The organism is Micromonospora echinospora, from assembly GCF_900091495.1.
Taxonomy (GTDB): Bacteria; Actinomycetota; Actinomycetes; order Mycobacteriales; family Micromonosporaceae; genus Micromonospora; species Micromonospora echinospora.
Window position 1 is genome coordinate 2,747,387 of record NZ_LT607413.1, and the last position, 25,516, is coordinate 2,772,902.

The 25,516-nt window shown below is 71.5% G+C and carries 25 protein-coding genes and 22 tRNA genes; 16 read left to right on the forward strand and 31 right to left on the reverse strand.

The window, feature by feature from the left end:
- The first annotated feature begins 8 nt into the window (after positions 1 to 8).
- Positions 9 to 518 carry a hypothetical protein gene (locus GA0070618_RS12535; protein WP_197701754.1) on the forward strand — a complete coding sequence of 170 codons (510 nt, stop codon included), beginning with the start codon at positions 9 to 11 and terminating at the stop codon, positions 516 to 518.
- A 55-nt stretch (positions 519 to 573) separates the two neighbouring features.
- Here the strand turns inward: GA0070618_RS12535 and GA0070618_RS12540 are convergent, their stop codons facing one another.
- From GA0070618_RS12540 to GA0070618_RS35180, 24 genes are all read right to left on the reverse strand, one after another.
- On the reverse strand, positions 574 to 786 hold the full coding sequence (locus tag GA0070618_RS12540; RefSeq protein WP_088981801.1) for a hypothetical protein: 213 nt from the start codon (positions 784 to 786) through the stop codon (positions 574 to 576).
- 80 nt (positions 787 to 866) lie between these two features.
- A tRNA-Cys gene (locus GA0070618_RS12545) sits at positions 867 to 937 on the reverse strand.
- Positions 938 to 948: 11 nt separating this feature from the next.
- Positions 949 to 1,021: transfer RNA gene (locus GA0070618_RS12550), tRNA-Arg, on the reverse strand.
- A gap of 93 nt (positions 1,022 to 1,114) precedes the next feature.
- Positions 1,115 to 1,180: transfer RNA gene (locus GA0070618_RS12555), tRNA-His, on the reverse strand.
- A gap of 33 nt (positions 1,181 to 1,213) precedes the next feature.
- Positions 1,214 to 1,286 (reverse strand) — tRNA-Asn (locus GA0070618_RS12560).
- 44 nt (positions 1,287 to 1,330) lie between these two features.
- A tRNA-Lys gene (locus GA0070618_RS12565) sits at positions 1,331 to 1,401 on the reverse strand.
- A gap of 1 nt (position 1,402) precedes the next feature.
- A tRNA-Ser gene (locus GA0070618_RS33450) sits at positions 1,403 to 1,494 on the reverse strand.
- A 128-nt stretch (positions 1,495 to 1,622) separates the two neighbouring features.
- Positions 1,623 to 1,696 (reverse strand) — tRNA-Pro (locus tag GA0070618_RS12570).
- A gap of 5 nt (positions 1,697 to 1,701) precedes the next feature.
- Positions 1,702 to 1,773 (reverse strand) — tRNA-Pro (locus tag GA0070618_RS12575).
- Positions 1,774 to 1,778: 5 nt separating this feature from the next.
- A tRNA-Arg gene (locus tag GA0070618_RS12580) sits at positions 1,779 to 1,851 on the reverse strand.
- Positions 1,852 to 1,865: 14 nt separating this feature from the next.
- Positions 1,866 to 1,937: transfer RNA gene (locus tag GA0070618_RS12585), tRNA-Ile, on the reverse strand.
- A 1-nt stretch (position 1,938) separates the two neighbouring features.
- Positions 1,939 to 2,028: transfer RNA gene (locus GA0070618_RS12590), tRNA-Ser, on the reverse strand.
- A gap of 5 nt (positions 2,029 to 2,033) precedes the next feature.
- A tRNA-Asp gene (locus GA0070618_RS12595) sits at positions 2,034 to 2,105 on the reverse strand.
- Positions 2,106 to 2,254: 149 nt separating this feature from the next.
- Positions 2,255 to 2,329: transfer RNA gene (locus GA0070618_RS12600), tRNA-Leu, on the reverse strand.
- Positions 2,330 to 2,378: 49 nt separating this feature from the next.
- Positions 2,379 to 2,453: transfer RNA gene (locus tag GA0070618_RS12605), tRNA-Met, on the reverse strand.
- Between the two features lie 5 nt (positions 2,454 to 2,458).
- Positions 2,459 to 2,535 (reverse strand) — tRNA-Thr (locus GA0070618_RS12610).
- Between the two features lies 1 nt (position 2,536).
- Positions 2,537 to 2,615, reverse strand: a tRNA-Leu gene (locus GA0070618_RS12615).
- Positions 2,616 to 2,620: 5 nt separating this feature from the next.
- Positions 2,621 to 2,694 (reverse strand) — tRNA-Gln (locus GA0070618_RS12620).
- A 35-nt stretch (positions 2,695 to 2,729) separates the two neighbouring features.
- Positions 2,730 to 3,173 carry an HNH endonuclease gene (locus GA0070618_RS12625; protein WP_088981802.1) on the reverse strand — a complete coding sequence of 148 codons (444 nt, stop codon included), beginning with the start codon at positions 3,171 to 3,173 and terminating at the stop codon, positions 2,730 to 2,732.
- A 35-nt stretch (positions 3,174 to 3,208) separates the two neighbouring features.
- A tRNA-Gly gene (locus tag GA0070618_RS12630) sits at positions 3,209 to 3,281 on the reverse strand.
- A 21-nt stretch (positions 3,282 to 3,302) separates the two neighbouring features.
- Positions 3,303 to 3,380: transfer RNA gene (locus GA0070618_RS12635), tRNA-Leu, on the reverse strand.
- Between the two features lie 72 nt (positions 3,381 to 3,452).
- Positions 3,453 to 3,527 (reverse strand) — tRNA-Pro (locus GA0070618_RS33455).
- Positions 3,528 to 3,638: 111 nt separating this feature from the next.
- Positions 3,639 to 3,711: transfer RNA gene (locus GA0070618_RS12640), tRNA-Trp, on the reverse strand.
- A gap of 76 nt (positions 3,712 to 3,787) precedes the next feature.
- Positions 3,788 to 3,919 carry a hypothetical protein gene (locus GA0070618_RS35180; protein WP_269148485.1) on the reverse strand — a complete coding sequence of 44 codons (132 nt, stop codon included), beginning with the start codon at positions 3,917 to 3,919 and terminating at the stop codon, positions 3,788 to 3,790.
- A 201-nt stretch (positions 3,920 to 4,120) separates the two neighbouring features.
- On the opposite strand from GA0070618_RS35180, the gene GA0070618_RS12645 reads away from it, so the two are divergent.
- From GA0070618_RS12645 to GA0070618_RS12665, 6 genes are all read left to right on the forward strand, one after another.
- Positions 4,121 to 5,521: a class II fumarate hydratase gene (locus tag GA0070618_RS12645; protein ID WP_088981803.1), complete on the forward strand. Its 1,401-nt coding sequence runs from the start codon at positions 4,121 to 4,123 to the stop codon at positions 5,519 to 5,521.
- A gap of 78 nt (positions 5,522 to 5,599) precedes the next feature.
- Entirely contained in the window at positions 5,600 to 5,710 is a 111-nt protein-coding gene (locus GA0070618_RS34010) for a DUF397 domain-containing protein (protein ID WP_143740339.1), read from the forward strand.
- 1 nt (position 5,711) lies between these two features.
- Positions 5,712 to 6,107, forward strand: a complete 396-nt coding sequence (locus GA0070618_RS12650; protein ID WP_088981804.1) for a pyridoxamine 5'-phosphate oxidase family protein — start codon at positions 5,712 to 5,714, stop codon at positions 6,105 to 6,107.
- A 145-nt stretch (positions 6,108 to 6,252) separates the two neighbouring features.
- Positions 6,253 to 6,882, forward strand: coding sequence for a GNAT family N-acetyltransferase (locus GA0070618_RS12655; RefSeq protein WP_088981805.1), 630 nt, complete (start codon positions 6,253 to 6,255; stop codon positions 6,880 to 6,882).
- A complete protein-coding gene (locus GA0070618_RS12660; RefSeq protein WP_088981806.1) occupies positions 6,876 to 7,565 on the forward strand; it encodes an HAD family hydrolase in 690 nt (229 codons plus the stop codon). The genes GA0070618_RS12655 and GA0070618_RS12660 overlap by 7 nt, the downstream gene beginning before the upstream one ends.
- 88 nt (positions 7,566 to 7,653) lie before the next feature.
- Positions 7,654 to 9,345 (forward strand): S8 family serine peptidase, encoded by a 1,692-nt coding sequence (locus tag GA0070618_RS12665; protein WP_088985483.1) that lies wholly within the window; start codon positions 7,654 to 7,656, stop codon positions 9,343 to 9,345.
- A gap of 94 nt (positions 9,346 to 9,439) precedes the next feature.
- On the opposite strand, the gene GA0070618_RS12670 is transcribed toward GA0070618_RS12665, so the two are convergent.
- Positions 9,440 to 10,375: an endonuclease domain-containing protein gene (locus tag GA0070618_RS12670; RefSeq protein ID WP_088981807.1), complete on the reverse strand. Its 936-nt coding sequence runs from the start codon at positions 10,373 to 10,375 to the stop codon at positions 9,440 to 9,442.
- Positions 10,376 to 10,620: 245 nt separating this feature from the next.
- Positions 10,621 to 11,229 (reverse strand): IclR family transcriptional regulator, encoded by a 609-nt coding sequence (locus GA0070618_RS12675; protein WP_088985484.1) that lies wholly within the window; start codon positions 11,227 to 11,229, stop codon positions 10,621 to 10,623.
- A 246-nt stretch (positions 11,230 to 11,475) separates the two neighbouring features.
- On the opposite strand from GA0070618_RS12675, the gene cysS reads away from it, so the two are divergent.
- Together cysS and rlmB are read left to right on the forward strand one after the other, a co-directional pair.
- Positions 11,476 to 12,891: a cysteine--tRNA ligase gene (gene cysS, locus GA0070618_RS12680; RefSeq protein WP_088981808.1), complete on the forward strand. Its 1,416-nt coding sequence runs from the start codon at positions 11,476 to 11,478 to the stop codon at positions 12,889 to 12,891.
- On the forward strand, positions 12,891 to 14,006 hold the full coding sequence (gene rlmB, locus GA0070618_RS12685) for a 23S rRNA (guanosine(2251)-2'-O)-methyltransferase RlmB (RefSeq protein ID WP_088981809.1): 1,116 nt from the start codon (positions 12,891 to 12,893) through the stop codon (positions 14,004 to 14,006). The genes cysS and rlmB overlap by 1 nt, the downstream gene beginning before the upstream one ends.
- 67 nt (positions 14,007 to 14,073) lie before the next feature.
- On the opposite strand, the gene GA0070618_RS12690 is transcribed toward rlmB, so the two are convergent.
- Entirely contained in the window at positions 14,074 to 15,165 is a 1,092-nt protein-coding gene (locus GA0070618_RS12690; protein ID WP_088981810.1) for an ABC transporter ATP-binding protein, read from the reverse strand.
- A gap of 375 nt (positions 15,166 to 15,540) precedes the next feature.
- Between GA0070618_RS12690 and GA0070618_RS12695 the strand changes: the two genes are divergently transcribed.
- The 4 genes from GA0070618_RS12695 to GA0070618_RS12710 all read left to right on the forward strand — a co-directional run bounded on the left by GA0070618_RS12695 (position 15,541) and on the right by GA0070618_RS12710 (position 17,598).
- Positions 15,541 to 15,617 (forward strand) — tRNA-Thr (locus tag GA0070618_RS12695).
- Between the two features lie 217 nt (positions 15,618 to 15,834).
- Positions 15,835 to 16,236, forward strand: a complete 402-nt coding sequence (locus GA0070618_RS12700; protein WP_088981811.1) for a helix-turn-helix domain-containing protein — start codon at positions 15,835 to 15,837, stop codon at positions 16,234 to 16,236.
- Between the two features lie 35 nt (positions 16,237 to 16,271).
- Entirely contained in the window at positions 16,272 to 16,682 is a 411-nt protein-coding gene (locus GA0070618_RS12705; RefSeq protein ID WP_088981812.1) for a VOC family protein, read from the forward strand.
- A 148-nt stretch (positions 16,683 to 16,830) separates the two neighbouring features.
- A complete protein-coding gene (locus GA0070618_RS12710; RefSeq protein ID WP_088981813.1) occupies positions 16,831 to 17,598 on the forward strand; it encodes an enoyl-CoA hydratase/isomerase family protein in 768 nt (255 codons plus the stop codon).
- A 7-nt stretch (positions 17,599 to 17,605) separates the two neighbouring features.
- Here the strand turns inward: GA0070618_RS12710 and GA0070618_RS12715 are convergent, their stop codons facing one another.
- From GA0070618_RS12715 to GA0070618_RS12730, 4 genes are all read right to left on the reverse strand, one after another.
- A complete protein-coding gene (locus tag GA0070618_RS12715; protein ID WP_157748943.1) occupies positions 17,606 to 18,943 on the reverse strand; it encodes a low temperature requirement protein A in 1,338 nt (445 codons plus the stop codon).
- Between the two features lie 154 nt (positions 18,944 to 19,097).
- On the reverse strand, positions 19,098 to 20,237 hold the full coding sequence (locus tag GA0070618_RS12720) for a hypothetical protein (RefSeq protein WP_197701755.1): 1,140 nt from the start codon (positions 20,235 to 20,237) through the stop codon (positions 19,098 to 19,100).
- Between the two features lie 59 nt (positions 20,238 to 20,296).
- Complete coding sequence (locus tag GA0070618_RS12725) at positions 20,297 to 21,865, reverse strand: FAD-dependent oxidoreductase (protein WP_088981815.1); 1,569 nt, start codon at positions 21,863 to 21,865, stop codon at positions 20,297 to 20,299.
- Between the two features lie 145 nt (positions 21,866 to 22,010).
- Positions 22,011 to 22,496 (reverse strand): MSMEG_6728 family protein, encoded by a 486-nt coding sequence (locus GA0070618_RS12730; RefSeq protein WP_088981816.1) that lies wholly within the window; start codon positions 22,494 to 22,496, stop codon positions 22,011 to 22,013.
- A gap of 81 nt (positions 22,497 to 22,577) precedes the next feature.
- On the opposite strand from GA0070618_RS12730, the gene GA0070618_RS12735 reads away from it, so the two are divergent.
- From GA0070618_RS12735 to GA0070618_RS12745, 3 genes are read left to right on the forward strand one after another with little or no spacing between them, the layout of a single operon-like run.
- Positions 22,578 to 24,533, forward strand: a complete 1,956-nt coding sequence (locus GA0070618_RS12735) for a potassium channel protein (RefSeq protein WP_088981817.1) — start codon at positions 22,578 to 22,580, stop codon at positions 24,531 to 24,533.
- Positions 24,534 to 24,589: 56 nt separating this feature from the next.
- The gene (locus GA0070618_RS12740) at positions 24,590 to 25,063 is read left to right on the forward strand and encodes a hypothetical protein (protein ID WP_088981818.1); all 474 of its coding nucleotides are present in this window, start codon (positions 24,590 to 24,592) and stop codon (positions 25,061 to 25,063) included.
- Entirely contained in the window at positions 25,060 to 25,413 is a 354-nt protein-coding gene (locus tag GA0070618_RS12745; RefSeq protein ID WP_088981819.1) for a hypothetical protein, read from the forward strand. The genes GA0070618_RS12740 and GA0070618_RS12745 overlap by 4 nt, the downstream gene beginning before the upstream one ends.
- Positions 25,414 to 25,516: the final 103 nt, after the last annotated feature.

Consider the following 25,516-nt stretch of genomic DNA (forward strand, 5'->3'; position numbering starts at 1 on the left):
ATGTGTTTGTGGACGAGACGAAGGAACGGGGACTTCTCGTGGCTGCCGCAGTGGTCGTCGAGAACGACATCGCCCACGCTCGTCGAGAGGTGCGAAAGATGATCCTGCCCGGGCAGCGCAGGATTCACTTTCACAAGGAACGAGAGGAGCGACGCGGACAGATCATCAGCGTGCTCCGTGCTCTTGGCGCACAAGTGACGATCTACGATGCGACCAGGTACCGGAGTGTCAAAACAGCGCGAGATGCATGTCTGGTCGCCCTCGTGGCCGACGTGGCGAAGATCGCTGCTGCCCGACTGGTGCTGGAGCTGGACGACTCGACCAGGAAAGCCGACCGCGACCTGCTCTACCGCGAGGTACGGGCGGCAGGAGTCGCAGACCAGCTCCGGTACGACCACATGCGCGCCGATGAGGAATGTCTGCTCGCCATCCCTGACGCTGTCGCATGGTGCTGGGCCAAAGGCGGCGGCTGGCGCGCGAAGGTGCGTCCGATAGTCGTGGACGTGCGGGAGGTGTGATCGGGCCTGGAAAGCGCGAAACCCGGCCCACCTACCGTCCGGAAGGCTGCCGGGTTCACTTCCAGCAGCTAGTGCCGCTGGCTTCTCTCAGGCTACCGGCTAGCCGGTAGGTCGACAAGTCGACCCGAACACCGCGTCGGTGGTCGTGTCGCCGGGCCCGCAGCTCCACCCAGCCGTATGTCTGCTCGTCGTACGACTGGGGCGTCCACTCGACGGTGGCGTCCACCGGCAGGTTGGTCGGCACGCCGGGGCCGTCGTTCGTCCCCATCGAGATGCCTTGCGGCGAATTCCTCGAGGTTGATCATCTCTGGCGCCCGTCCAAATATCACCCCACAGTGGATGGCATCGAGGCCGTGCGGGGAATCGAACCCCGGTGCGCGGTTTTGCAGACCGCTCCCTGACCACTCGGGCACACGACCAAGGTGACACGCGCCTCCGGCAGGGTTCGAACCTGCGACCTTCGGATCCGGAATCCGACGCGCTATCCGCTGCGCCACGGGGGCAGATGGAAGTGGAGAATTCGAACTCCCCAGAGCGCTCCGCGCACCCGGGTTACAGCCGGGCCCACCTCACCATCGGTGGCGCACTTCCATGGGTGACTGGCGGGACTCGAACCCGCGACAACCCGGGACCACAACCCGGTGCTCTACCACTGAGCGACATGGGCGGAAACGGGGCGATGCCCCGGGAGAAGGCTCCGGTGGCAGGACTCGAACCTGCACTGTACGGATTAACAATCCGCTGCCCTGCCAGTTGGGCGACACCGGTGTCGTCGCGGCGTGGAACCGGACCCTGCTGGGGCGTCTGTCAAGTGCGCCGCCAGGGGATCGAACCCTGCTCTCCGGATTAAGAGTCCGGTGCTAAGCCACTCAGCTAGCGGCGCGTGGCGGAGGGGAGGAGGGTCGAACTCCTACGGGCTATTCGCCCCAACCGTTTTCGAGACGGTGGCCGCCGCCTGCTGTCGGCTGGCCCCTCCACTGGCGTGACCCGTCGGCTGGCCCGGCCACGTGGCCCGCCAGACCGCGTTCTGGGGAGTCGAATCCTGGCACCGCCGGCCTCGGCCGGCGACACGCGGTGGCGAGCCGGGCAATGCGGGCCACGACGTCGGGTCGACAGGATTCGAACCTGCATCCTCGCGGTCCCAAACCGCGTGCTCCGCCAAGTTGAGCTACGACCCGTTGAGTCGGGACGGGCAGTCTCGAACTCCCGGCCTCTGGTCCCCCAGACCAGCGCGCTACCCCTGCGCCACGTCCCGATACGTGCCCCCGGCAGGATTCGAACCTGCGGCCTCCTGGTTCGTAGCCAGGCGCTCTATCCACTGAGCTACAGGGGCAAGGTGTTGCTGCGTGCCGACGGGAGGAATCGAACTCCGGCTCCCGCCTTATCAGGGCGGTGCTCTGACCGCTGAGCTACGACGGCTTGGCGAAGGGGGAGGGATTCGAACCCCCGGCGGGCGGACCCGCTCCGCGCTAGCAACGCGGTGCCATCGACCAGACTCGGCCAACCCTTCATACGCGCCAACGACGGGAATCGAACCGGCGGCCCTCCGCTCGACAGGCGGATGCTCTTCCACTGAGCTACGTCGGCATGGCGGATCGACGGGGAGCCGAACCCGCACGCGAGGCTTGCAAAGCGACGCTGTGCACCAGCACCCGACCCATGGCTCGGTTGGCCGGAATCGAACCGGCTTCTCCCCGGCTGCCCGGGGCGGCGGTTCCTCCGCCTACGACCTGCCGTGTCCGGAGAGGGATTCGAACCCACACTGAACGCGTCCTGAACGCGTTGCCTCCTGCCATTTGGGCTACCCGGACAAGTGACCCTGGCCCCGTGCCGAAGGCGCAGCCTTCGCGTCCAAGGTCGTGGTGCCGACGCCCGGTGTCGATCCGGGTGCCTTCCGGTTATGAGCCGGACGCTCTGCCGTTGAGCTACGTCGGCGTGGTTGGAGCCGATGACAGGAATCGAACCTGCGTCCGCCGCATTACAGGTGCGGTGCTCGACCATCGTGAGCTCCACCGGCTTGGTGCCCTCGGCACGACTCGAACGTGCGCGTCGACCAGGATCTGGGCCTGGTGCCTCTTCCAGTTGGGCCACGAGGGCGTGCGCTGCGGGCGGAGGACTCGAACCTCCAAACCTTCCGGTCCAGAGCCGGACGTGCTGCCAGTTGCACCAGCCCGCATCGGGGCCGGCGGGCAAAGGCCCGCCGGCCGGTGATCAGCGCTGCACCATGCCCGACCAGGTGGGCACCAACGGCTGGAACCGCAGTTCCATCCCCGCCTCGGCGGGGGTCAGGTCACCCTTGCGCTGGTTGCAGGCGTAGCAGGCGCCGATCGTGTTCTTCCAGCTGTTCCGGCCGCCGCGCGAGCGGGGCAGGATGTGGTCGACGGTGGTGGCCGTCGACGGGCAGTACGCGCACCGGTAGCCGTCCCGGCGCAGCACGCCGCACTTGGACCAGCCGGGGCCGCTGCGGTACCGCCACCTGGTGACGACGTACCGGACCAGGCGCAGGACGCGCGGCATCGGGAAGACGCCGAGGTGCCGGTCCGGCTCGGCCTCGTGGATCTCGGCGACCCGGCGCATCAGCATCCGGATCGCGTGTTGGACCGGGACCCGGTGTAGCGGTCCCAGGTCGGCGTTGAGCACGAGCACGGCGTTCACCGGGCCCTCCCTTCTTCTCGACGATCGGTGGTGAGAGCGGACGACGGGGTTCGAACCCGTGACCTCGACGTTGGCAACGTCGCGCGCTACCGGCTGCGCCACGTCCGCAAGGGGCCGTCTACGACGGCGTGGTGCCGAGAGCGGGACTCGAACCCGCAACGACGGAGGTTTGAGCTCCGCGCCTCGTACCTGTTGGGCTTTCTCGGCTGATGGCCAGAGCGGTACCGGGGAATCGAACCCCGACCTACCTCTTGGAAGGCAGCTTGCTCCAACGGCCCGTGGTCCGGGACCGGGGTGTCGAACCCCGTGTCTCCTGCTCCCAAAGCAGGCGGGTTACCGTCTCCCTCGCCCCGGTAGGTGTTGCCCCCGGCCGGCCCGTGATGGCGCCGGCCGGGTTATTGCTAAATGCCATCCACTGTGGAGTTGAGAATTAGCGACGCCGCCGGCCGCAGCCGTGACGAAAAGCAGGGGCGACAGGACTTGAACCTGCAACCTCCGGTTTTGGAGACGGGTGCTCTACCCGTTGAGCTACGTCCCGGTGAAATTGTTGCCGGGTAACGAAAAAGCCGCCCGTTCCCTGGCTGGGGTGGGCGGCTTCGCAGCTTGCGCTGGCGCTACTCGCGCCGCCACCCCGGCTTCCAGTTCCACTCGCTCAGCGACAGGTCATGGGCTCGCCCGATCGAGGGCAGCACGACACCGCCGCGCGGCATACACCGCGTGGTTTCGGTGGAGGCGTACTGCAACACGGGGAACTCCTTGGGTTTGGGCCGGTCTTGCCTTGCCCATTGAAGGTAAGGGCGGGCGCGCACCGCTGGCAATGGATATTTCCAAGACCCATTCTTGTGTGCCCGCCGGCGGATTGACCGCCTGGCGCGGCTGCCAGGCTCCCACCCTCGATGACCTGCGATCATCTGCGGGCCGGCGGCGGGCGCGGCAGGATGGAACGCGTGACGAATCCAGAGGCAGTGGGTTACCGGATCGAACGTGACTCGATGGGCGAGGTGGAGGTGCCCGCCGACGCGCTGTGGCGGGCGCAGACCCAGCGCGCGGTGCAGAACTTCCCGATCTCGGGCCGGGGGATCGAGTCCGCCCAGGTCCGGGCGCTGGCCCAGATCAAGGGCGCGGCGGCGCAGGTCAACGCCGAACTGGGCGTGCTCGACGCCGAGGTGGCTGCCGCGATCGCCACCGCCGCCGCGCACGTGGCCGACGGCGGGTACGACGACCAGTTCCCGATCGACGTCTTCCAGACCGGCTCGGGCACCTCGTCCAACATGAACACCAACGAGGTGATCGCCAGCCTGGCCGGCCGGGAGCTCGGCCGGGACGTGCACCCGAACGACGACGTCAACGCCTCGCAGTCCAGCAACGACGTCTTCCCGTCCTCGATCCACCTGGCCGCCACCGAAGCGGTCACCCACGACTTGCTCCCCGCGCTGACCCACTTGGCCGAGGCGCTGGAGGCCAAGGCCGCCGAGTTCGAGACGGTGGTCAAGGCCGGGCGGACCCACCTCATGGACGCCACCCCGGTCACCCTCGGCCAGGAGTTCGGCGGGTACGCCGCGCAGATCCGATACGGCGTCGAGCGGCTGGAGGCGGCGCTGCCCCGCCTGGCCGAACTGCCGCTGGGCGGCACTGCCGTGGGCACCGGCATCAACACCCCGCTCGGCTTCGCCAGCCGGGTGATCGAGAAGTTGCGCGAGCAGACCGGGCTGCCGGTGACCGAGGCCCGCAACCACTTCGAGGCGCAGGGCGCGCGGGACGCGCTGGTGGAGACGTCCGGCCAGCTCCGTACCGTCGCGGTCGGCTTCTACAAGATCGCCAACGACGTACGCTGGATGGGCTCCGGCCCCCGCGCCGGCCTGCGTGAGCTGCGCATCCCCGACCTCCAGCCCGGCTCGTCGATCATGCCCGGCAAGGTGAACCCTGTGGTCGCCGAGGCGGTCCGGCAGGTCTGCGCCCAGGTGGTCGGCAACGACGCCACGGTCGCGTTCGCCGGTTCCCAGGGGGACTTCGAGCTGAACGTGATGCTCCCGGTGATGGCCCGCAACCTGCTGGAGTCGATCCGGCTGCTGGCCGCGTCCAGCCGTCTCTTCGCCGACCGCTGCGTGGCCGGCCTCGCCGCGAACGCGGACGTCTGCCTGGCGTACGCGGAAGGTTCGCCGTCGATCGTCACCCCGCTCAACCGCTATCTCGGGTACGACGAGGCCGCCTCGATCGCCAAGGAGGCGCTGGCGAAGGAGATCTCCATCCGGGAGGTGGTGCTCGCCCGGGGCCACGTGGACAGCGGGAAGCTCAGTGAGGACCAGCTCGACGAGGCGCTCGACGTGCTGAGGATGACCCACCCCTGACCCGCGCCCAGCCGTTACCCTCGGCGTGGCGTTGCCACCGCAGGAATCCATCGAGCTGGTGAGGGAAGTGGCGGAATCATGGAGCTGACCGGCATGGTCGGGAGGCGCGACAGCAGGGACCCGGTCGACCCAGTGTTCACCTTCGACCCGTACGCCGGGCGGGTCTTCGTCGCGGCGCTGCCGCGCTGACGTGCCGGTGGTTCCCGACGGCGAGGTGCTGGCCCGGCTCGGCCGGGAACGCAACGTCTGGTTCTGCACCCTCCGCCCCGACGGCTCACCGCACCTGACGCCGGTCTGGTTCGTCCACCTCGACGACCAGTGGTGGATCTGCACCGCCGCCCGCAACCGCAAGGTCCGGAACGTGGCGGCCGACCCCCGGGTCTCGCTGGCCCTGGAGGACGGACGTGCCCCGGTCGTCGCGGAGGGGACGGCGACGATCCACCGCGAGTCCTTCCCCACCGGTGTGGTGGCGGCCTTCCGCGCCAAGTACGGCTGGGACGTCACCGGCTCGGACGGGCCGGAGGGCGGCAACGTGCTGCTCCAGGTCACCGTCTCCCGCTGGCTTTTCGCCGGCCCGACGGACTGACCGCCGCCGCTGCCTCGGCGGTCCGCTGGCGGCGCTGGGCTACCACGGCACGCACACCCGGGCGGACGTTCAGGTGACCCGACGGAACCGGGGCGGCGGCCAAAGTCGTGGCCCGGCCGACGGGCCGCGCGGCACCATACGGGGCATGACCCCACCGGAGCAGGCCACGATCCTGCTGGAGACCGCGCGCCTCCGGCTGCGCCGGCTGACCCCCGCCGACGTCGACCACCTCGTCGGGTTGGACGCCGACCCGGAGGTCATGCGCTACCTCACCAACGGCCGGCCCACGCCGCTGCCGGTGATCCGGGACGAGCTGCTGCCCCACCTGCTCGACCAGTACGACCGCTGGCCGGGCCTCGGCCGCTGGGCGGCGGTCGACCGGCTCGACGGGGCCTTTCTCGGCTGGTTCGCCCTCGCCCCGCCGGCCGGTGACCCCCCGGCGTCCGGACCCACCCAGGCCGAGTTGGGCTACCGTCTCCGGCGCTCCGCCTGGGGACGAGGGCTCGCCACGGAAGGGGCGCGGGCCCTCGTCCGGTACGCCTTCACGCGGCTCGGGCTGCGCCGGGTCTGGGCGGAGACCATGGCCGTCAACGTGGGATCCCGGCGGGTCATGGAGAAAACCGGCCTGCATTATGTCCGCACTTTTCACCTCACCTGGGACGACCCGATTCCGGGATACGAACACGGGGAGGTGGAATACGAAATTCTCACCCCGGATGCTAGGAATGATGCTCTGCCGACGGAGTTGACAACGGGGGCCTTCATTTCATGGTGAGTGTGGTCGTGTTCGACGCGGACGAGACGCTGCTGGATCTGAGACCGGCGGTGACCAGCAGTCTGGCGGTCGTACTGGAGGAGATGCGGCGGCTGAGCCCCGCCGCGGCCACGGTCTCCCTGGCGGACCTGGAGGCGGACTGGGCGGCGGTCGGGGCTGTACGCAGTGCCGCGCCGGTGCAGGAGGTCCGTCGCGCCGGGCTGGCCCTGTCGCTGGCCCGGGCCGGGCTGGACGCCGAACTCGACCGCATGCTCGAACTGTTCTTCGCTCACCGGTTCGCGCTGACCAGGCCATTTCCGGATGTGCTCCCGGCGCTCGCCGAGTTGCGCCGGCACTTCGTTCTCGGCTACGCCACCAACGGCAACAGCCGGACCGAACGCTGCGGCCTGGCCGGCGAGTTCGCCTTCGAGTTGTACGCCCACGAGAACGGACTGCCGAAGAAACCGGCACCCGAGTTCTACGCGGCGGTGGTGGCGGCGGCCGGGGTGCCCCCGTCGGAGGTGCTCTACGTGGGGGACTCCCTCGACCACGACGTGATCGCGCCGCAACGCGCGGGACTGCGCGCGGTCTGGCTGAACCGCATTGGGACGGTCTGCCGTCCCGGGGTGGTGCCGGACGGTGAGGTGTCCACAATGGCCGAACTGCTCGACGTCATCGACCGGTCGGTGCGACAGCCGCTGTGAACGCCTCTGATCTGCCGCTACCTCTGGCGGAACCAGCGTTGATGTTGTCTGATGTCTGCCACGTCCCTCAACGAGAGGATCTGATGTGGTGAGCAAGCGCTTCACCGCCGGTGCCGTCGCTACCGCAACGGCGCTGGCACTCACGGTGACCGGTCCGGTCGGCCCGGCGAATGCCGAACCGACCGTGTCCCGGACGTTCACCGTCGTCGCGGAGGAGGGTGTCTCCGCCGACGCCGCGATCGCCGCCATCCGCTCCGCCGGTGGCACGGTGGTCTCCCGTACCGACGAGGTCGGTATCTTCCAGGTCACCAGCGAGCGGGCCGACTTCGCCGCCCGGGCCACCGCTGCCGCGGCCCTGGTCGGTGCGGCCCAGCAGAAGGCCATCGGCCGCAAGCCCAAGCTGGACCGGGTCGAGCAGGAACACCTGCTGGCCGCGACGAAGAAGGCGGCGAAGGACGCCAAGAAGCGCGGGACCAAAATGGACCCGCTCGACGACAAGCTGTGGGGCCTGGAGATGATCCGGGCCGACAAGTCCCGCAAGATCGAGCCGGGTGACCGGCGGGTCAAGGTCGGTGTCCTGGACACCGGCGTGGACGCCAGCAACCCGGACATCGCCCCGAACTTCGACTGGTCGCTGTCGCGCAACTTCGCCCCCGACATCGCCGAGGTCGACGGCCCGTGCGAGGTGGCGAGCTGCCTCGACCCGGTCGGCACCGACGACAACGGGCACGGCACCCACGTCGCCGGCACCATCGGCGCGGCGGCCAACGGCTTCGGCATCTCCGGGGTCGCCCCGAACGTCACCCTGGTGCAGCTCAAGGGCGGCCAGGACTCGGGCTACTTCTTCCTTCAGCCGGTGGTCAACTCGCTGGTGCACGCGGCCAACAACGGCCTCGACGTGGTGAACATGTCGTTCTACGTCGACCCGTGGCTGTACAACTGCACCGCCAACCCGGCCGACTCGCCGGAGGCGCAGGCCGAGCAGCGGGCCATCATCGCGGCGATGGAGCGGACGCTGACCTACGCGCACCGCAAGGGCGTCACCCTGGTCGGCGCGCTCGGCAACAACAACGAGGACCTCGGTGCCCCGCGCACCGACGTGTCCAGCCCGGACTACGGCCCGGTCGCGCCGTACCCGCGCCCGATCGACAACGAGAGCTGCTGGGACCTGCCGGCCGAGGGCCCGCACGTGATCGGTGTCTCCTCGCTCGGCCCGTCGTACAAGAAGTCGGACTTCTCGAACTGGGGCACCGAGCAGATCTCCGTCGCCGCACCGGGTGGCTGGTTCCGGGACGGCTTCGGCACCGACTCGTACCGCACCGACGCCAACATGATCCTGTCGGCGTACCCGAAGCACGTGCTCCAGGAGGAGGGCTCGGTCGACGCGGACGGCAACATCGTCCCCGGTGCCGAGACGTTCGTCTTCAAGGAGTGCAAGACCAACGGTGAGTGCGGCTACTACACCTACCTCCAGGGCACCTCGATGGCCGCGCCGCACGCGGCCGGCGTCACCGCGCTGATCGTCAGCAAGTTCGGCAAGAACGAGCGTCGGGGTGGGTTCGGCATGGACCCGGCTCTGGTCGAGCAGCACCTCTACCGTACGGCCGCCGAGCGGGCCTGCCCGGAGCCCCGGCTCCAGCAGTACCGCAACGAGGGCCGGGACGAGACCTACGACGCGTACTGCGCTGGTGGTCTCAACTTCAACGGCTTCTACGGCTACGGCATCGTCGACGCCTACGCCGCCGTGAAGACCCCGCTCAAGCCGAACGCCCGCCCGTAGGGCCCACGTCCGACTGATCGGTGGAACTGCGGCATCCGGCTCGCCCGGGTGCCGCAGTTCCGTCTCTGCCCCAGCGCCGCCCCCGCTACCGCCGTCAGGCGACGCCGCGCCAGCCACGGCTGGCCAGCGCCGCCCGGATCTCGCGGAGCAGCGCGGCGAAGTCGTGGCGCAGGCGTCGACCGGTCACGTGCAGCACCAGCCATCCGGCGCCGACGAGTTGGTTGAGCCGGCGCCGGTCGCGGTGCAACTGCTCCGGGTCGGCGTGCCAGCGGCCGTCGTACTCGACGGCGACCTTGAACTCGGGCCAGGCCAGATCGGGGTGCAGGACCAGCCCGGACGACACCCGGACCGGATGCTGGGTCACCGGTCGGGGCAGCCCGGCCAGCACCAGTCTGACCCGCAGGTGGGACTCCGGCGGTGACTGTGCGCCCGGATCCGCCAGGCCGAACACGCGCAACGCCCGCCGGCCACCCCGTCGGTCGGCGTTCTGGGCGGCGACGTCGGCGAGGGCATGCTGGCTGGTCAGGCCCTGCCCCAGTAAGCCGTCGATGATGCCGACCGCCCGGACCGGTTCCACCCACACCGCCGTCTCCCACGCGGAACGGGTCGGGTCGGAACGTGGCGGTGCCCCCGTCCAGACCGGCTCCAGGCTGGACGCAGCCCCGGTTGCGGAACCGTCGGCGGCCAGGGTGGTCGTGTGCACCCGTAAGCCCCGCTGGCTGCGCAGCCCCGCCGGTCCGGCGACGACGACGTGGACCTCGTCGGTGAAGCCGGCGGCGTGCTCGACACCGTGCAGGTACGCCGCCGAGGGGCCGGCGAACGCCGCGTTGGCAGGAAGCTGGCACGCTACCGCCCGACAGGCGAGTGTGTGGTCCCGGTCGAGTCGGGCGTCCGCGTAGACGTCGTGGCGTAGGCGGATCCAGGCCGAGCTGCGGAGCTGGTCCGCGCTGAGGAACCCACGGCGGACCACGTCCGAACCACGGAAGACCTGCCAGGCCAGGGCGGGGGGTCGGTGAGCGCGTGAAGGCACGTCCGTCAGGGTGCCGGCTGACGTGTATCCGCCGGCACCCCTGTGGATGACCGGATCCTCCCGTCCGCCCCCCTCCTGTGGACGACCTCCCCTGCGCCCGACAGCCGTGGTATGGGCGATCGACTCGTGGTGCGGCATGTCGGGGTGTCAGGGTCAGGAGAAGGCCCGACATACCGCAATCCGAGTCGATCACCCCCGGCGGGGCCGGGCGGGCGGAGGTCGGGTGGGGTCGGGGAGGGAGGGGGTCAGGAGAGGGCTTGGGCGATGGCGGTGGCGGCGGTGAGGACCTGCCCGCCGACCGTCGCGGCGTCCAGTGGGGCCAGCGCCACCACGCCGACGCTCGCCTCCAGCCCGGGCACGCCGAGCACCGGCGCGGCCACGCCGTACGCGCCGGGTTGTAGTTCGCCCTCGGTGGTCACCGGGCCGGCGGACCCGGCCCGACCGGCGAGGATGGCCCGTCCCGCCGCCCCACGTTCCAGCGGGTGCCGGGAACCCGTCCGGTACGCCACGTGGAAGGCCGTCCAGCTCGGCTCGACCACGGCCAGGGCGACGCCCTCGTCCCCCTCCACCACGGTCAGGTGGGCGGTCGCGCCGGCCTGCTCGGCCAGCCGGCGTAGCGCGGGCATCGCCCCCTCGGCGAGCAGCGGCTGGGCGCGCCGGGCCAGGTGGAGCACCCCGGCACCGAGGCGCAGCCGGCCGACGCGGTCACGGCGCAGCATGCCGTGCCCGGTCAGCGCGCTGACCAGCCGGTATACGGCCGCCCGGCCGATGCCCAGCCGGTGCGCGGCCTCGGTGACGGTCAGCCCGCCCGGCGCGTCGGCGACCAGGTGCAGCAGACGCAGTCCCCGGTCCAGGGTCTGCGCGGTCTCCCCGGGACGGCCCGACGCCGCGCCGCCGTCCGGCTCCGCGGAGTCGCCTCCGGGGCGGCCGGGCCGACTGCTTCCGTCCCGCTCCGCGAAGCCGTCGCCGGGGCGGCCGGGCCGCCTGTCTCCGGCCGGCTCCGTGGGCCCGTTCCCGGGTCGTCCCGCCGTCTCCACAGCAGGCAGCGTACGACCCAGCGCCGGGCAGCCCGAAGATGTGGGGACCGTTACCCTTGTACGGTGACGCTACGCCTGTATGACACCGCCACCCGAACGGTCCGGGACTTCGTCCCGAGGGAAGCCGGCAAGGTGGGGGTCTACCTGTGTGGTCTCACCCTCCAGGCACCTCCACATATCGGCCATCTTCGTTCCGGCGTCAACTACGACGTGCTGCGTCGCTGGCTGCTGGCGAAGGGCTTCGAGGTCACCTTCATCCGCAACCTGACCGACATCGACGACAAGCTGCTGGTCAAGTCGTGCGAGCAGGAGCGGCCCTTCTGGTCGATCGCGTACGCCAACGAGCTGGTCTTGGCCGCCGCGTACCGGTCGCTCAACGTGCTGCCGCCGACGTACGAGCCCCGGGCCACCGGGCACGTCCCGGAGATGCACGAGCTGATCGCCGCGCTGATCGAGCGGGGTCACGCCTACCCGGCCACCGACGGCTCGGGCGACGTCTACTTCGACGTCGCCTCCTGGCCGGCGTACGGCGAACTCTCCGGCCAGTCCCCGGCCGACATGCAGTCCGCCGGGGACGCCCCGGACCGGGGCAAGCGCGACCCCCGCGACTTCGCGCTCTGGAAGGGCGCGAAGCCGGACGAGCCGGCCGACGCCTACTGGCCGTCGCCGTGGGGACGGGGCCGTCCCGGCTGGCACATCGAGTGCTCGGCGATGTGCTGGCGCTACCTCGGCGCGGAGTTCGACATCCACGGCGGCGGGCTCGACCTGACCTTCCCGCACCACGAGAACGAGATCGCCCAGTCGAAGGCCGCCGGTCTGCCGTTCGCCCGGTACTGGGTGCACCACGGCCTGCTCAGCCTCGGCGGGGCGAAGATGGGCAAGTCCGCCGGCAACGCCCTGGACCTGGCCTACGTCGCCTCGCTCGGGGTGCGGCCGGTCGAGCTGCGCTACTACTTCGCCGCCGCGCACTACCGGTCCCGCATCGACTACACCGAGGACGCGCTGCGCGAGTCGGCGACCGCGTACCGCCGGATCGAGGGCTTCGTGCAGCGGGCCGCCGAACTGGTCGGCGCGGGAACGCCCGGCGAGCTGCCGGCGGCGTTCACCGCCGCGATGGACGACGACCTGAACACCTCCGCCGCGCTGGCCGTGCTGCACGACGTCCTCCGCGACGGGAACACCGCCCTGGCCGGCGGGGACGATGTGACGGTCCGCACGGCGCTCGCCGCCGTCCGGGCGATGCTGGATATCCTCGGCGTCGACCCCCTGGACGCCGCGTGGACGGGCGGCGGCTGTGGTGACGACCTGCGCGGCGTGGTGGACTCCCTGGTCGCGTTGGCCCTGGAGCAGCGTGCCCAGGCGCGCGGCCGCAAGGACTGGGCCGCCGCCGACGCGGTACGCGACCAGCTCAAGCAGGCCGGCGTGGTGGTCGAGGACACCCCGCAGGGCCCCCGTTGGACTATTGGAGAGCAGGACTGATGCCCGGCAACTCACAGCGCCGAGGCCGGCGACTGGCCCCGAAGCAGGGGGCCCCGAAGGGCTCCGGCGGCAAGAACCGGGACGCCCTCGCCGGGCGGGGGAAGACCCTCCCGGCCGACGAGCGTCCCTGGCACAAGGCGTACTCGGGCACTGAGAAGCTGCCCCAGCGCACCGCGTGGAAGCAGGAGAAGGAGCGGCGCGCCGCCGCCGAGGAGGGGCGCGCCCCCAAGATCGGCCAGCCGGGCAGCAAGGACACCACCTGGGGCAGGGGTGGCGGTCGGGGTGTCCCACCCGCGAAGGGGCACGGCGGTCGGCCCGCCGGCCGTGGCGGCCCCCGGGTCTCCCCGGGGCGCCGGTCGAATCCGGCGAAGGACAGCCCGGAACTGCTGGTCGGGCGGAACCCGGTGCTGGAGTCGCTGCGCGCGCACGTGCCGGCGACCGCGCTCTACACCGCGCAGGGCATCGACAGTGACGACCGGGTCAAGGAGATCGTCCGGACGGCCGCCGACCGGGGCATCGCCATCCTGGAGGTCAGCCGGGCCGAACTGGACCGGATGACCGGGGGCGTGCTGCACCAGGGCGTCGGCCTCCAGGTGCCGCCGTTCGCGTACGAGCCCTTCGAGGACCTGGTCGTGGCGGCGCTGGAGCAGACCGCCCCGCTGCTGGTGGCGCTGGACGGGGTCACCGATCCGCGCAACCTCGGCGCGGTGATCCGGTCGGCTGCCGCGTTCGGCGCGCAGGGTGTCTTCGTACCGGAGCGGCGGGCCGCCGGGATCACCGCGACCGCCTGGCGGACCAGCGCGGGCGCGGCGGCGCGGGTGCCGGTGGCGCAGGTGACGAACCTGACCCGTTCGCTGAAGGCCTGCCAGGACGCCGGGTTCATGGTGGTCGGGCTGGACGCCGACGGCGAGACCGACCTCTACGACCTGGAGGCCGCGGTCGGCCCGCTGGTCGTCGTGGTCGGCTCGGAGGGGCGTGGGCTCTCCCGCCTGGTCGGCGAGACGTGCGACCTGACCGTGCGCATCCCGATGGTCTCCGACGTCGAGTCGCTGAACGCGAGCGTGGCCGCCGCGGTCACCCTCGCTGAGGTCGCCCGGCGGCGCGGCGCCGCCTGAGTCCGGACGACAGACCAGACGCCGAAAGGGGCGGTCCGCCGAAGCGGGCCGCCCCTTTCGTGGTACGTCAGATCCGGTTGCCGCTGCCGGCGTTGAAGACGTGGATCCGGCCGGTGCGGGGCTTGACGAACACGGTGTCACCCATGTTCGGCATGGCCCGGCGGTCGGTGCGGACGACGAACCGCTCGTTCGCGCCCTCCAGTGCGGCGTGGCCGTAGATGTTGGCGTCCGAACCGAGGTCCTCGACCAGCTCGACGACGACCGGCATGCCGCCCTCGGTGGGGCTGACCAGGTCGCAGTCCTCCGGACGGAAGCCCACGGTGACCTTGCCGTTGCCGCCCTCGGCGCGGGCCGCCTCGACCTGCTCCCGGGTCAGCGGGATGTTCATCTCGGCGAAGGCCGCGCCGGTCTCGCCCAGCGGCACGGTCTTGATGTTCATGGCCGGGGAACCCATGAAGCCGGCGACGAAGACGTTCGCCGGGGTGTCGTAGAGCGCCCGCGGGGTGTCCACCTGCTGGAGGACACCGTCGAGCATGACGGCCACCCGGTGGCCCATCGTCATCGCCTCGACCTGGTCGTGGGTGACGTAGACGGTGGTGACACCCAGCTTGGCCTGGAGCGACGCGATCTGGGTACGGGTCTGCACCCGGAGCTTGGCGTCGAGGTTCGACAGCGGCTCGTCCATGAGGAAGACCTGCGGCTCCCGGACGATGGCCCGGCCCATCGCGACCCGCTGGCGCTGACCGCCGGAGAGGGCCTTCGGCTTACGGCTGAGGTACTCCTCGAGCTGGAGCAGGGCCGCCGCCTCCTTGACCCGCCGGTCGATCTCCGATTTGGGGGTCTTGCGGAGCTTCAGCGCGAACGCCATGTTCTCGTACACCGACATGTGCGGGTAGAGGGCGTAGTTCTGGAAGACCATCGCGATGTCGCGGGCCTTCGGCGGCAGGTGGGTGACGTCGCGCTGGTCGATGTAGATCGAGCCCTCGTCGACGTCCTCCAGGCCGGCGAGCATCCGCAGGCTGGTGGACTTGCCGCAACCGGAGGGGCCGACCAGGACGAGGAACTCGCCGTCGCCGATCTCCAGATCCAGCTGGTTGACGGCGGGACGCTCGGTGCCCGCGTAGATGCGGGACGCCTTGGCGTAGGTGACCGTGGCCATGGTGAAGCGCTTCCTTTCACCGGCAGGAACGTGCCGGACGATCCGAGTGAAGGAGCGACCGGCACGTAGCCGTGCCGGCCCGTCGGCCGAATTCCGGTCACCCGCAGGTCACTGGAATGTCGTCCGCGTCACTGCACGGTAAACGGGATTTCCTCGCGTGCCAAGACGGTGGGCACAGGATGGGACCGACGACATTCGCATACCGGTCACTCAGGCACGCACAACCATCAATCGCCGGGACATTGACTGCGTTGCGTGCACCGTAGGATCACAACCCGACCAGAAGGATGGCGTCAGATCACGTTTCCAGTGCTGGGGGGCCTGGTGAGGGAGGAAATCCGGACGCCAGTCGCTATGCTGACCACGGACGCCCGCGCCCCTGTAGCTCAGCTGGCCAGAGCACTCGCCTTGTAAGCGAGATGTCGCCGGTTCGATCCCGGCCGGGGGCTCCAATTCCCGTCGGTTCCGGGCCTGTTCCTCACCGAACAGGCCCGGACGACGGGCGTCGAGGAGCCGTTCCGATGATGAACGCCCGAATCAGTCCGGTCAGTCCGTTTCGGCCCGGTGCGCGGGCTCGCACGCCCGGGAGGCCGCGTCGAGGCGACCGGTGCGGGGCGTGACCGGAGAGGCGACACGGGTGCGGTCCCGTCGGGTCCGTAGGGTGGTGCGGTGAGCCGCGCGGTCGAGCAGTCCAACCGGGCGATGCTGCGGGCCCGGGATGCGATGGACCGCTCGTACGCCGAGCCGTTGGACATCCCCACCCTGGCGAGGATCGCGCACGTTTCCGAGGCGCACTTCATCCGGACCTTCCGGGCCACCTTCGGCGAGACCCCGCACCGCTACCTCCAACGCCGTCGGGTCGAGCGGGCGATGTCCCTGCTGATCGAGTCGGACCGGGACGTCACGGAGATCTGCCACGCGGTGGGCTTCAGCAGCCTCGGCACCTTCAGCCGTACCTTCCGGGAAATCGTCGGCCAGTCGCCGACCGCCTTCCGGGCCCGGCGGAGCCCGGCCGGTGCCGTGCCGAGCTGTTTCACCAAGGCCTGGACCCGACCCAGCAGTTTTGGATAAGCAGCAGGTCAGGGCCGGGTCGTAGCGTGGTCGGCATGACGATGAACGCGATCAGCCGCTCCCAGATCTACGTCCTCGACCAGGACGAGGCCCTCGACTTCTACGTCGGCAAGCTGGGCCTGGAGGTCCACACCGACGCCGACCTCGGCTTCATGCGCTGGCTGACGGTCAACGTGCCCGGCGACCGCCAGCGGGAGATCCTGCTGGAGAAGCCGGGCCCGCCGGCCCTGGACCCGGCAACCGCCGAACAGGTGCGGGAACTGCTCACCAAGGGAGCGTTGGGCGGTTACCTCTTCATGACCACCGACGACGCGCACAAGACGTACGAGGACCTGGTTGCCAAGGGGGTGGACGTCACCGACGAGCCGGCCGAGCGCCCGTACGGCATCGACTTCGGCATCCGTGACCCGTTCGGGAACCGCATCCGGATCGGGCAGATGTTCTGACCCTCCCCCGGGGCACCCGCTCTCGCGACGGGCCGGTCGCCGCCGCGCGGCCACCGACCGGTGGGGTCCGTTAGGGTCGACGGGCCGATCCCGGACCCGGCTTTGCCGCCCCGGGGCAACGGGCAGGCCGGCGGGACGAGGAGGAACGGTGTCGGACGCGCGGTTGACCGTCGAGGTGGCCGGTCCGGTGGCGACCGTGGTGATCAGCAATCCGACCCGCCGGAACGCGATGACCCCGGACATGTGGCGGCAGTTGCCGCCGCTGCTCGACCGGCTGGAGGCGGATCCGGCCGTCCGGGTCCTGGTGCTCACCGGGGCGGGGGAGACCTTCTGCGCCGGCGCCGACCTGGGCGACGTGGACGAGGTGCTGGCCGCCGGCGACCAGAGCGTGGCGGTGGTCGCCGAGGAGCGGCTGGCCGCCTTCGCCAAGCCGACCGTCGCGGCGGTACGCGGCGCCTGCGTAGGCGGCGGTTGCCAGCTGGCGGTCGCCTGCGACCTGCGGATCGCCGCCGCCGACGCCCGGTTCGGTGTGCCGCCGGCCCGACTCGGGGTCGTCTACCAGACGCCGGCGACCCGACGGCTGGCCGCCCTGGTCGGGCCGGCCACCGCCAAGTACCTGATCTTCACCGGCGAGTTGGTGGACGCCGAGCGGGCCGGTCGGCTCGGTCTGGTCGACGAGGTGCTGCCGGCCGAAGGACTCGTCGACCGGATCGCCGCGCTGACCGGCACGATCGCTCTCCGGTCCCAACTCAGCATCGTCGCCGCCAAGGAGGTCGTGGACGGTCGGGCCGACGTCGACCGGGTGGCCTGGTGGCACCGGGAGGTCCTGGCCAGCGGCGAGGCGCGGGAGGGGGTGACGGCGTTCCACGAACGCCGTCCGGCGCGCTTCACCTGGACGCTTCCGCCGGCCGGGTGAAGCGGTCTCAGATCTCCATCCTCGCGGCCAGGCCCTCCTCGCGTAGCGCACGGCGCTGCCCGTCGGCCACGACGACCTCCACCACGATCAGGACGAAGGAGACGGCCGCCAGCACACCCAGCGCGCCGGTCGCGGATATCCGTCGGGCGACGGGGACGAGTGCGACCAGCACCAGCGCGGCGGCCCCCCGGGTCCAGATGATCGTCCTGATCGTGCGGGCGATGCGCAGCTGGTAGGCGACGTTGGCCAGGAGGAAGAGGATTATCCCGCCGTAGAGGCCGAAGAGGCCGATGGCGGACAGCGGGTCGTCGGGGTGCCCTTCGGTGCGGCCGACGTTCTTGACCAGTTCGCGTATCCCGAGGGCCGGCAGGAGGATGCCGGCGACCATGGGTAGGTGCAGGTAGCTGTAGGCGTCCCGGGCGAGGGCGAACCTGGTCTTCGGGTCGGCACGTCCGAGGGCCTGCTCACCGACGAGCGCCACCACGTCGAAGTAGGTCCACAGCAGCGCCCCGGTGACCGTCATGGCCAGCATGACGGCGAACAGGAGTTGCCAGCTGATCGAGACGTCGGCGCTGGAGGTTCCGATCGAGATGATGTTCTCGCCGAGGGCCACGATCAGGATCAGCCCGTACCGCTCGCACCAGTGCCGGGCGGAGAAGATGCCGATCTCCCAGACGGGCAGCGTGAAACTACCCAGGTAGTCCACGAACACGGCCACGAGCCAGAGGAGGGTCACGGCGAGGGCGACCTGCCGCCGGTCGGCGATGACCCGGTGTGGCACGAGCGCGGCGCAGAAAAGCAGGGCGGTGCTGGCGACCATCGGCACCGCGGGCACCAGGATGTGCCGGGCCAGGTTCTTGGCCGAGACGGCGTACGCGTACAGCGCCAGGTGCAGCGACCGCACGAGGAAGTAGCACGTGGGGAAGACGAGCGGGCCGTACACCCCGCCGGGCCGGTCCACGAACGCGACGAGGGTCGACAGGGCCATCACGAAGGTGATCCCGGTGACCACGAACAACCCGAACCGCATCACCCCGAAGCTGGCCTGGAGGTTGTTGGTCAGCCATGCGAAGGCGCCCCAGGACCACCAGAGCAGGGCCAGCACGAGTAACCCGCGAAGCAGGCCCTGGAAGGTGTAGTCGCTGATGATCAAGGCCCCGATCTGGACGAAGGCGAACACGAAGACCAGGTCGAAGAAGAGCTCCTCGGTGGCCGTGCGGGTGCCCTCGCGTACCGGCCGTTTGCCGAGCAGGCTGCCGACGGCGTCGCGCAGGTACTCGCGTGCCGGCTTGTGTCGTCCGGTCTTCCTCCTGTCACCTCCGGTCGTCGGGCGGTCCTCCGTCACCGGGCCAGTCTGGCAGCTCGTCCAGCCCGGAAAGTCTGTTTCGTGCCGGTCGGCCGGGGTGGGTCCGGTGGCCCGGTCGCCGGCGTTCGGGTTCCGGGGCGCGGACGGGACCGTCGGGCCGCTCGGTCGCGGCCCGGTCGCGGGCACCCGGCGGTCAGCCGGTCCCGGCGCGGCGGGCGCGGCTGGCGGCACGGGCGGCGGTGAGCGGCCGGTCGACGCATCCGGCCATCTGCACGACCAGTTCGCCGTGCAGCAGCGGCCGGTTGACCTCGCCGGCGACCTGGAGCGCCGGACCGGCGAGCGCACGCCACACGGCGGCGAGACCCGCGCCGAGGCCGAGCAGCGCGACCGCCGCCCGGGTAGCGGGGGAGCCGGCGGCGGCGGTGGCGCTCACCCCGACCACCGCGAGCAGGACCACCAGCAGCGGTACGAGCACCGGGTAACAGATGCCCCGCGCGGCCCGCACCACCAGCCGCCGGTCCCGGATGATCAGGTTGCGGGCGACGATCGCGTAGTGCTCCTCGTCGAGCAGGTCCCGGGGGTGCAGCCCGCCGGTGAGCACGCTCCGCCACAGGTCACCCTGGTTGCGCAGCTCGTCGGCGAGGTCACGCAGCTCCGCCTCGCCCGGGTCGCCGGCCGCCGCCGCGCGGACCGCCGCCGTCCAACTCGCCATCGAGTGACGCACCACCGGGGCCGCATACGGCGGCAGCACGCCCGCCAACTCGTCCAGCCAGCGGCGCAGCTGGTCCTGCCGGCCGCCGAACCGCTGGGGCAGCTGCTCGGCGTCGCACCGCCGCACCGTGTCGGCGAGGGAGCGCCCGAGCCGGTACGCGATCCCGATCCGGTGGTCGCGGGCCATCGCCCAGCGCAGCACGTCCACGTTCAACTCGTCCAGGGCGACCAGCAGCGCCTCGACGTCACCGGGGCGGTCGTCGCCGACCTCCCGGATCCGTGACCGGGCGGCGGCGGTCGACGGTCCGGCCCCGTCGTGCCGGGTCAGCGCGGCGATCTGGCGGAGCGCCACCTCCACACCGTCGAGGTACATCCGCATCCGCTGCCGCCCGGACATCTCCGTCAGGTTGGACAGCTTCGACCGGGGGGCGACCGGCCGGCCGGCGGGGCCGTCGTCCGGCGCGGTGGTCCGCGCGTGGTGGTACGCGTCCGCCATCCACCAGCCGAGCCGCAACGCGGTCACCACGCCCGCCCGTTCGTCGGCGCGTGGGCCGTCCTCGCGGCCGGGCTCGTCGGGGCGGGTGCCCGGCTCCGTCTGGAGCTGATGGTGGCGTGGCTGCACGGTGTCCCCCGCTGGCAAGGTGATCTGCCGTCCAGCTTATTCGTACATAGGTTCTAGTTTCACGAAATAGCTAATTTGCCGGCCTGCGTCGACGTGCCGCGTCGCGACGCCAGCAGACCCCGGGGGCGGACCGACCGGACCGGTTCGGCGGCTCCACCCTCGCCACGCAGGATGTGGTTGGCGGCGATGATCCCGGTCGCCGCCGCCCGCTCCATCAACGCGCTCGGAAAGTCCGTGCGGATCCCGTCGCCGGCCAGGTAGAGCCCCGCCGCGTCGGTGCGTACCCCCGGACGGGTCGCGTGGCCACCCGGCGCGAACGCCGGAGCCCGCGCCTCCACCCGGGCCCGCAGATCGCGCATCCGCAGCCCGGCCACCTCCGGCCAGAGCGTCGCCAGCTCGGCGCGCATCCGCTCGGCCAGGACCTCGGCGGCCACCCCGGGTTCGCAGGCGTACGCGTGCAGCTCCACCACCGAGCCGCCACTCTCCCCGGCCCAGCGGCGGGACCCGTGCTCCAGCCGGTGATAGAGCGTCACCGAGTCCAGGGTGGGTTGCCGGGACACCCCGCTGAACACCGCCCGCCCGGCGGCCACGTCCCCGTCGAACCAGTACCGCGCCACCGCGTACGGCGGACCGGGGTTGCCGAACCCGGGCGCCCGCGCCACCAGCTCCGGAGCGACCGCCGAAAGGCCCGGTGAGTTCCCGACCAGCGCGGCCAGTGCCGGCGGGTCGACGGCCAGGACGACGTGCCCACCCCGGTACGTCGACCCGTCGCCGGTCGCCACCCGCCAGCCGGCCGCGTCGCGGACCAGCGCGGTGGCCGGCACCTGAGTCAGCACCCGACCGCCGTGCCGCCGTACGTGGTCGGCCAGCGGCTCCCACACCGCCGTCGCGTAGTCCTCGTCCGGGGCGTCGAACGCCAACCCCTCGGCGTTGCCGAGCAGGTAGAAGTGGAACTGCGCGACCATCTCGGCGGCGGACATCTCCGCCTCGTGGTTGAAGAACGAGTGCGAGAAGACCTCGAAGAGCATCGCCCGTGCCCGGTCCGGCAGCCGCAACGAGTCGAGCAGCTCCTCGGCGGTCCGACCGTCCAGTTCGGCGTAGGTGCGCTCCGGGTCGTACGTCAGCAGCGGCAGCGCCGCGTCCCGGTCCATCCCGCGCAGGTCGCGCAGGCGCACGCTCGGGCTGCGCAGCAGCAGCGCGAGCAGGTTCGCCGGCGGGGCGGGCGGGAGCCGGCCGAACTCCTCGGTCGGCCACCGGGCACTGAGGATCGGGTAACCGGGGACCGGCCTGAGGAAGCCGAGCGCCGGGTCGACCCGGCGCAGGATCGACCGCCAGTTGTAGTACTGCCGGAAGAACGCGTGGAAGCCGTGCTCGACGACCTGCCGGCTGCCGTCGGCCAGGGTCTCCGGCCACGCGCCGAGCCGTCCGCCCAGGGTGGGTGCCGCCTCCAGCACGGTGACCCGGACGCCCCGCTCGGCGAGCACCACCGCCGCCGACATGCCCGCGATGCCGCCGCCGACCACCACCACGTCGACCGGGTGCGGCACGTGGGCGGGGCCGCCTCCGCCCGGGTCGACCACGTGTTCCCGTACGCCGATCAACCGGCCGATCCGCTGGGAAAGCGCCATGCGCCCCAGTCTGCCCCAGTTGTCGGAATGCTGCCTGATGCGTGCGAGGCACGTCGGTGTGTGTGGTGGTCGCCGGAGTGGTTGCAGGTGGTTGCAGGGGGCCCTGCACGGCAGAAAGCGGTAACAGGGGACCCCTGCTACCACCTCAGGCGGGTGGCAGGCACCGGCGCGGGCGGTCGGAGTCGGGCCAGACGTACTCCAGGTCGGGCGGGACGTCACCGAAGATCGGGCGGTAGTGGTCGGGATCCTTGCGCAGCAGCGAGGACCGGTGGCTGCGGTGCAGGTCCGCCCGGCCCAGCCAGGGCGGAAGCTCGCCGGCCCGGGCCAGCTCGTCCTGGTCGCGCACCCGGGTGACGCCGCAGGCGTCGGCGAGGTCGGCGGTCAGCGTGGTCGCGCAGGTGTCCGCCCGTCCCGGAGCACACCACACCGTGCAGACGTCCAACCCGTACCGGACCAGCGCCTCCTCGTATCCGGCCCACATCCGCACCGCCGGATGGTTGCGCCAGCCGTACCCGGGCCGGGTCAGCCCGCGCAGCACCTGGATCGCCTCCACCCGCTGCTTGCCGAGGCGCCGCTGGTCCAACGCCAGCGCACTGGCCGTGAAGTCCGGGTACGGCAGGAAGGTCTGCACGGTTCCGCTCTACCCGGCCCGGGCCGGCGCATGCCTGACGGCGATCATGCGGGCCACGGCGGCTGGGTGACACTGACTACCATGCCGCACATGGAGGAGCCTCTGCTCGACCGTGCGTGGCGGGCCAGCCGGCGGTTACGGGCCAACGCGGGTTCCCGCCCCCACTACGTGGTCTGCGGGCACGATCCACTCGCCTACTGGGTGGTGCGGGCGCTGCTCGCCGGCGAGGTGTCCACCGGCCGGATCCGGGTCACCCTGATCGTGCCCGAGCGGCGTCGCTCCGACGGGCCGGACGGCCGGGACATCCACGGCATCGACGTCGTCCTGGCCGACCGGCTGGACGAGGCCGCCTTCCGCCGGGCCGGGCTGGCCGGCGCGGACGGGCTCGCCCTGCTGCACCAGGACGACGTGGGCAACATGCACGCCGCACTCTGTGCCCAGGAGGTGGAACCGAGGCTGCGCCTGGTGGTCCGGATGTTCAACACCGGCCTGGCCAACGGCGTACGGCAGATCTTCCCCGACTCGGCGGTCCTCTCCGACGCCACCATGGCCGCTCCGGCGTTCGTCGCCGCCGCGTTGGGCGAGGTCGCCCCGACCCATTTCCGGCACGCCGGCCGCACCCTCTACGTGGCCCGTCGCGACGACGTCCGCCCGGAGGACGTCGTCTGCGCGGTGGCCGACACCCGCGACGCGGGAGAGGTGCGGGTGCTCCCCGCCGACGAGTCCACTGCGGACGTGGTGCTCGCCGAGGCGACCGGCCGGATGCCCGGCGCCGAGCTGGCCGCGCGGCGGCTGGCCCGGGCCCGGCGTACCCGGCGTCGCCGCCGGCCGGCGGTGGTGCTGCTCCGGGCGGTACGCAGCTTCGCCACCCGCAAGATCGGCGTCGCGGTGCTGGTGCTGCTCGCGGTGATCGGGGTGCTCGGCTGGCTCAACGCCCGCGCCGCGCACCTCAACTGGGCGGACGCGCTCTACCTGACCCTGGTCACCACGCTCAGCGGCCAGGACCCGGACCCGAACAAGTCCCTCGCCGAGCAGGTCATGCAGGTGGTGCTGAGCATCGCCGGGCTGGCCCTGATTCCGCTGATCACCGCAGTGGTGGTCGACGGCGTCGTGAAGGCCCGGCTGGCCCTGCACTCCGGGCGCATCCAGCCGGGACGCTCCGGGCACGTGGTGGTCGTCGGCCTCGGCAACCTCGGCACCCGGGTGATGGCCCAACTGAACGACTTCGGCGTCGAGGTGGTGGCGATCGACAAGATCCCCGAACCGCGTGGGGCGTCGTTGGCGCGGCGGCTCGGCGTACCGCTGATCGTGGGCGACGCGGCGCTGGAGGAGACGCTACAGGCGGCCTCGGTGGGCACCTGCCAGGCGCTGGTGGTGGTCTCCACCGACGACGGGGCCAACCTCCGAGCCGCGTTGAACGGCCGCGCGCTCAACGACGAGTTGCGCGTGGTGCTGCGCCTCTTCGACGGCGACTTCGCCGAACGCGTCCAGCGCGCCTTCGGCATCGGCATCTCGCGCAGCGTGTCGTACCTGGCCGCGCCCTCCTTCACCGCCGCGCTGCTGGACCGCGCGATGATCGCCACCATTCCGGTCGGCCGGCACGCGCTGCTGGTCACCGAGGTCTCCGTGGCCGCCGGGTCGCCGCTGGACGGTCACCCGCTCGCGACGGTCGACCGCCCCGGCAGCGTACGGCTGCTCGCGCACGCCCGCGCCGGTCAGTCCCGCAGCGAGTGGGCACCCGACCCGCGCATGGTGATCACCGCGGGGGACCGGATGACGGTGCTGGCCCGCCGGGCCGGCCTGAACGCCCTGCTCCGCGAGACCGCCGCGTCGGCCCTACCGGCCGCTGGCCCGCCCACCGCCCCCGGTTCGTCGGGCGCTCCCGGCGCACCGTCGGCCCCACCCGCAGCCACCCGGGGCACTCCACCGGCTCCCGGTGCCGTTCCACCACCACGTGAGCGGTCCGTCGCGGAGCAGGGGCTGGACGAGACCGGGGAACCGCCAGCGGTTCGCCCTCCGGACCGTCCGCCCGCCTGACCAGCCTCCCCGTCGCGGCGGTTCGGGCCGGCGACTTCCACGGTAGTGTGGATGTCATGTCAGCGGCATACGAAGAGTTGCCCTTCAGCGAGTTCCTGCATCGGCCTGCGGCTGCCGCCGACCGCCTGGACAACGTGCGAGCCCTTCGGCTGCGCCGCCGGGACGCGGGAGATCTCGCGCTGACCAGGGCGGAACAACTGGAACAGGACGCGGTGGTCGTCGACTTCACCGCCCGGTTGCTGGCCGGTCTGGTCCGCTCCGAGCCCGACGACGTCATCCGTCGCGTGCTCGGTGAGGCCCTGCCTTGGGTGACCTTCCTGCCCGGACCGGACGTCGACCAACTTCTGACCGAACTGATCACCGTGGCCCAGGGGGCGGCCTCGCTGGAGAACCTGTCACCGATCGCGGTGCTGCTGACCCAGTGGCGGCACACCGCCGAGGTCTACGCCGATCCGGTGCTACTGGAGATCCTCACACGGGAGCCGGCCGGCGATTTCGGGCGGGTTCCGGTGCCGGAAGGTGGGCAGTGAGCCCGAAGCGGGGGGATCGCGCCGCCCCGCCGGCGGTCGACGGTGAGTACGAGCTACGTTTCGCCGACTCGGCGGCGGCCGAGGGCTGGGAACGACTCGCCCAGCAGGCCCCGGCGAACCTCCGGCGGGCCTACGAGGTGTTGCGGGCGGCACCACGGGCGAGAACGTCGCCCGACCGGCAGCACCGGCTCAAGGGCTCCCTGGCCTCGGTGTCCTGGAAGGGGCAGGAGCTGGAACGTTGGCAGTACGAGGTGACCGGTGGTGGCCGGATCTGGTACCTCGTGGACGACGAACGACGGACGCTCTGGCTCGTCTACGCCGGCACGGGGCACCCCCGCGAGACCGACTGACCTGGGTGGCCCGGCACCCGCCGGGTGGTCCGACAGCCGGCTCGTCCGGCCACGATCAACTCCAGGTCGCCGAGATGGCGGTGTCGGGATCGCCTGCGTGGAC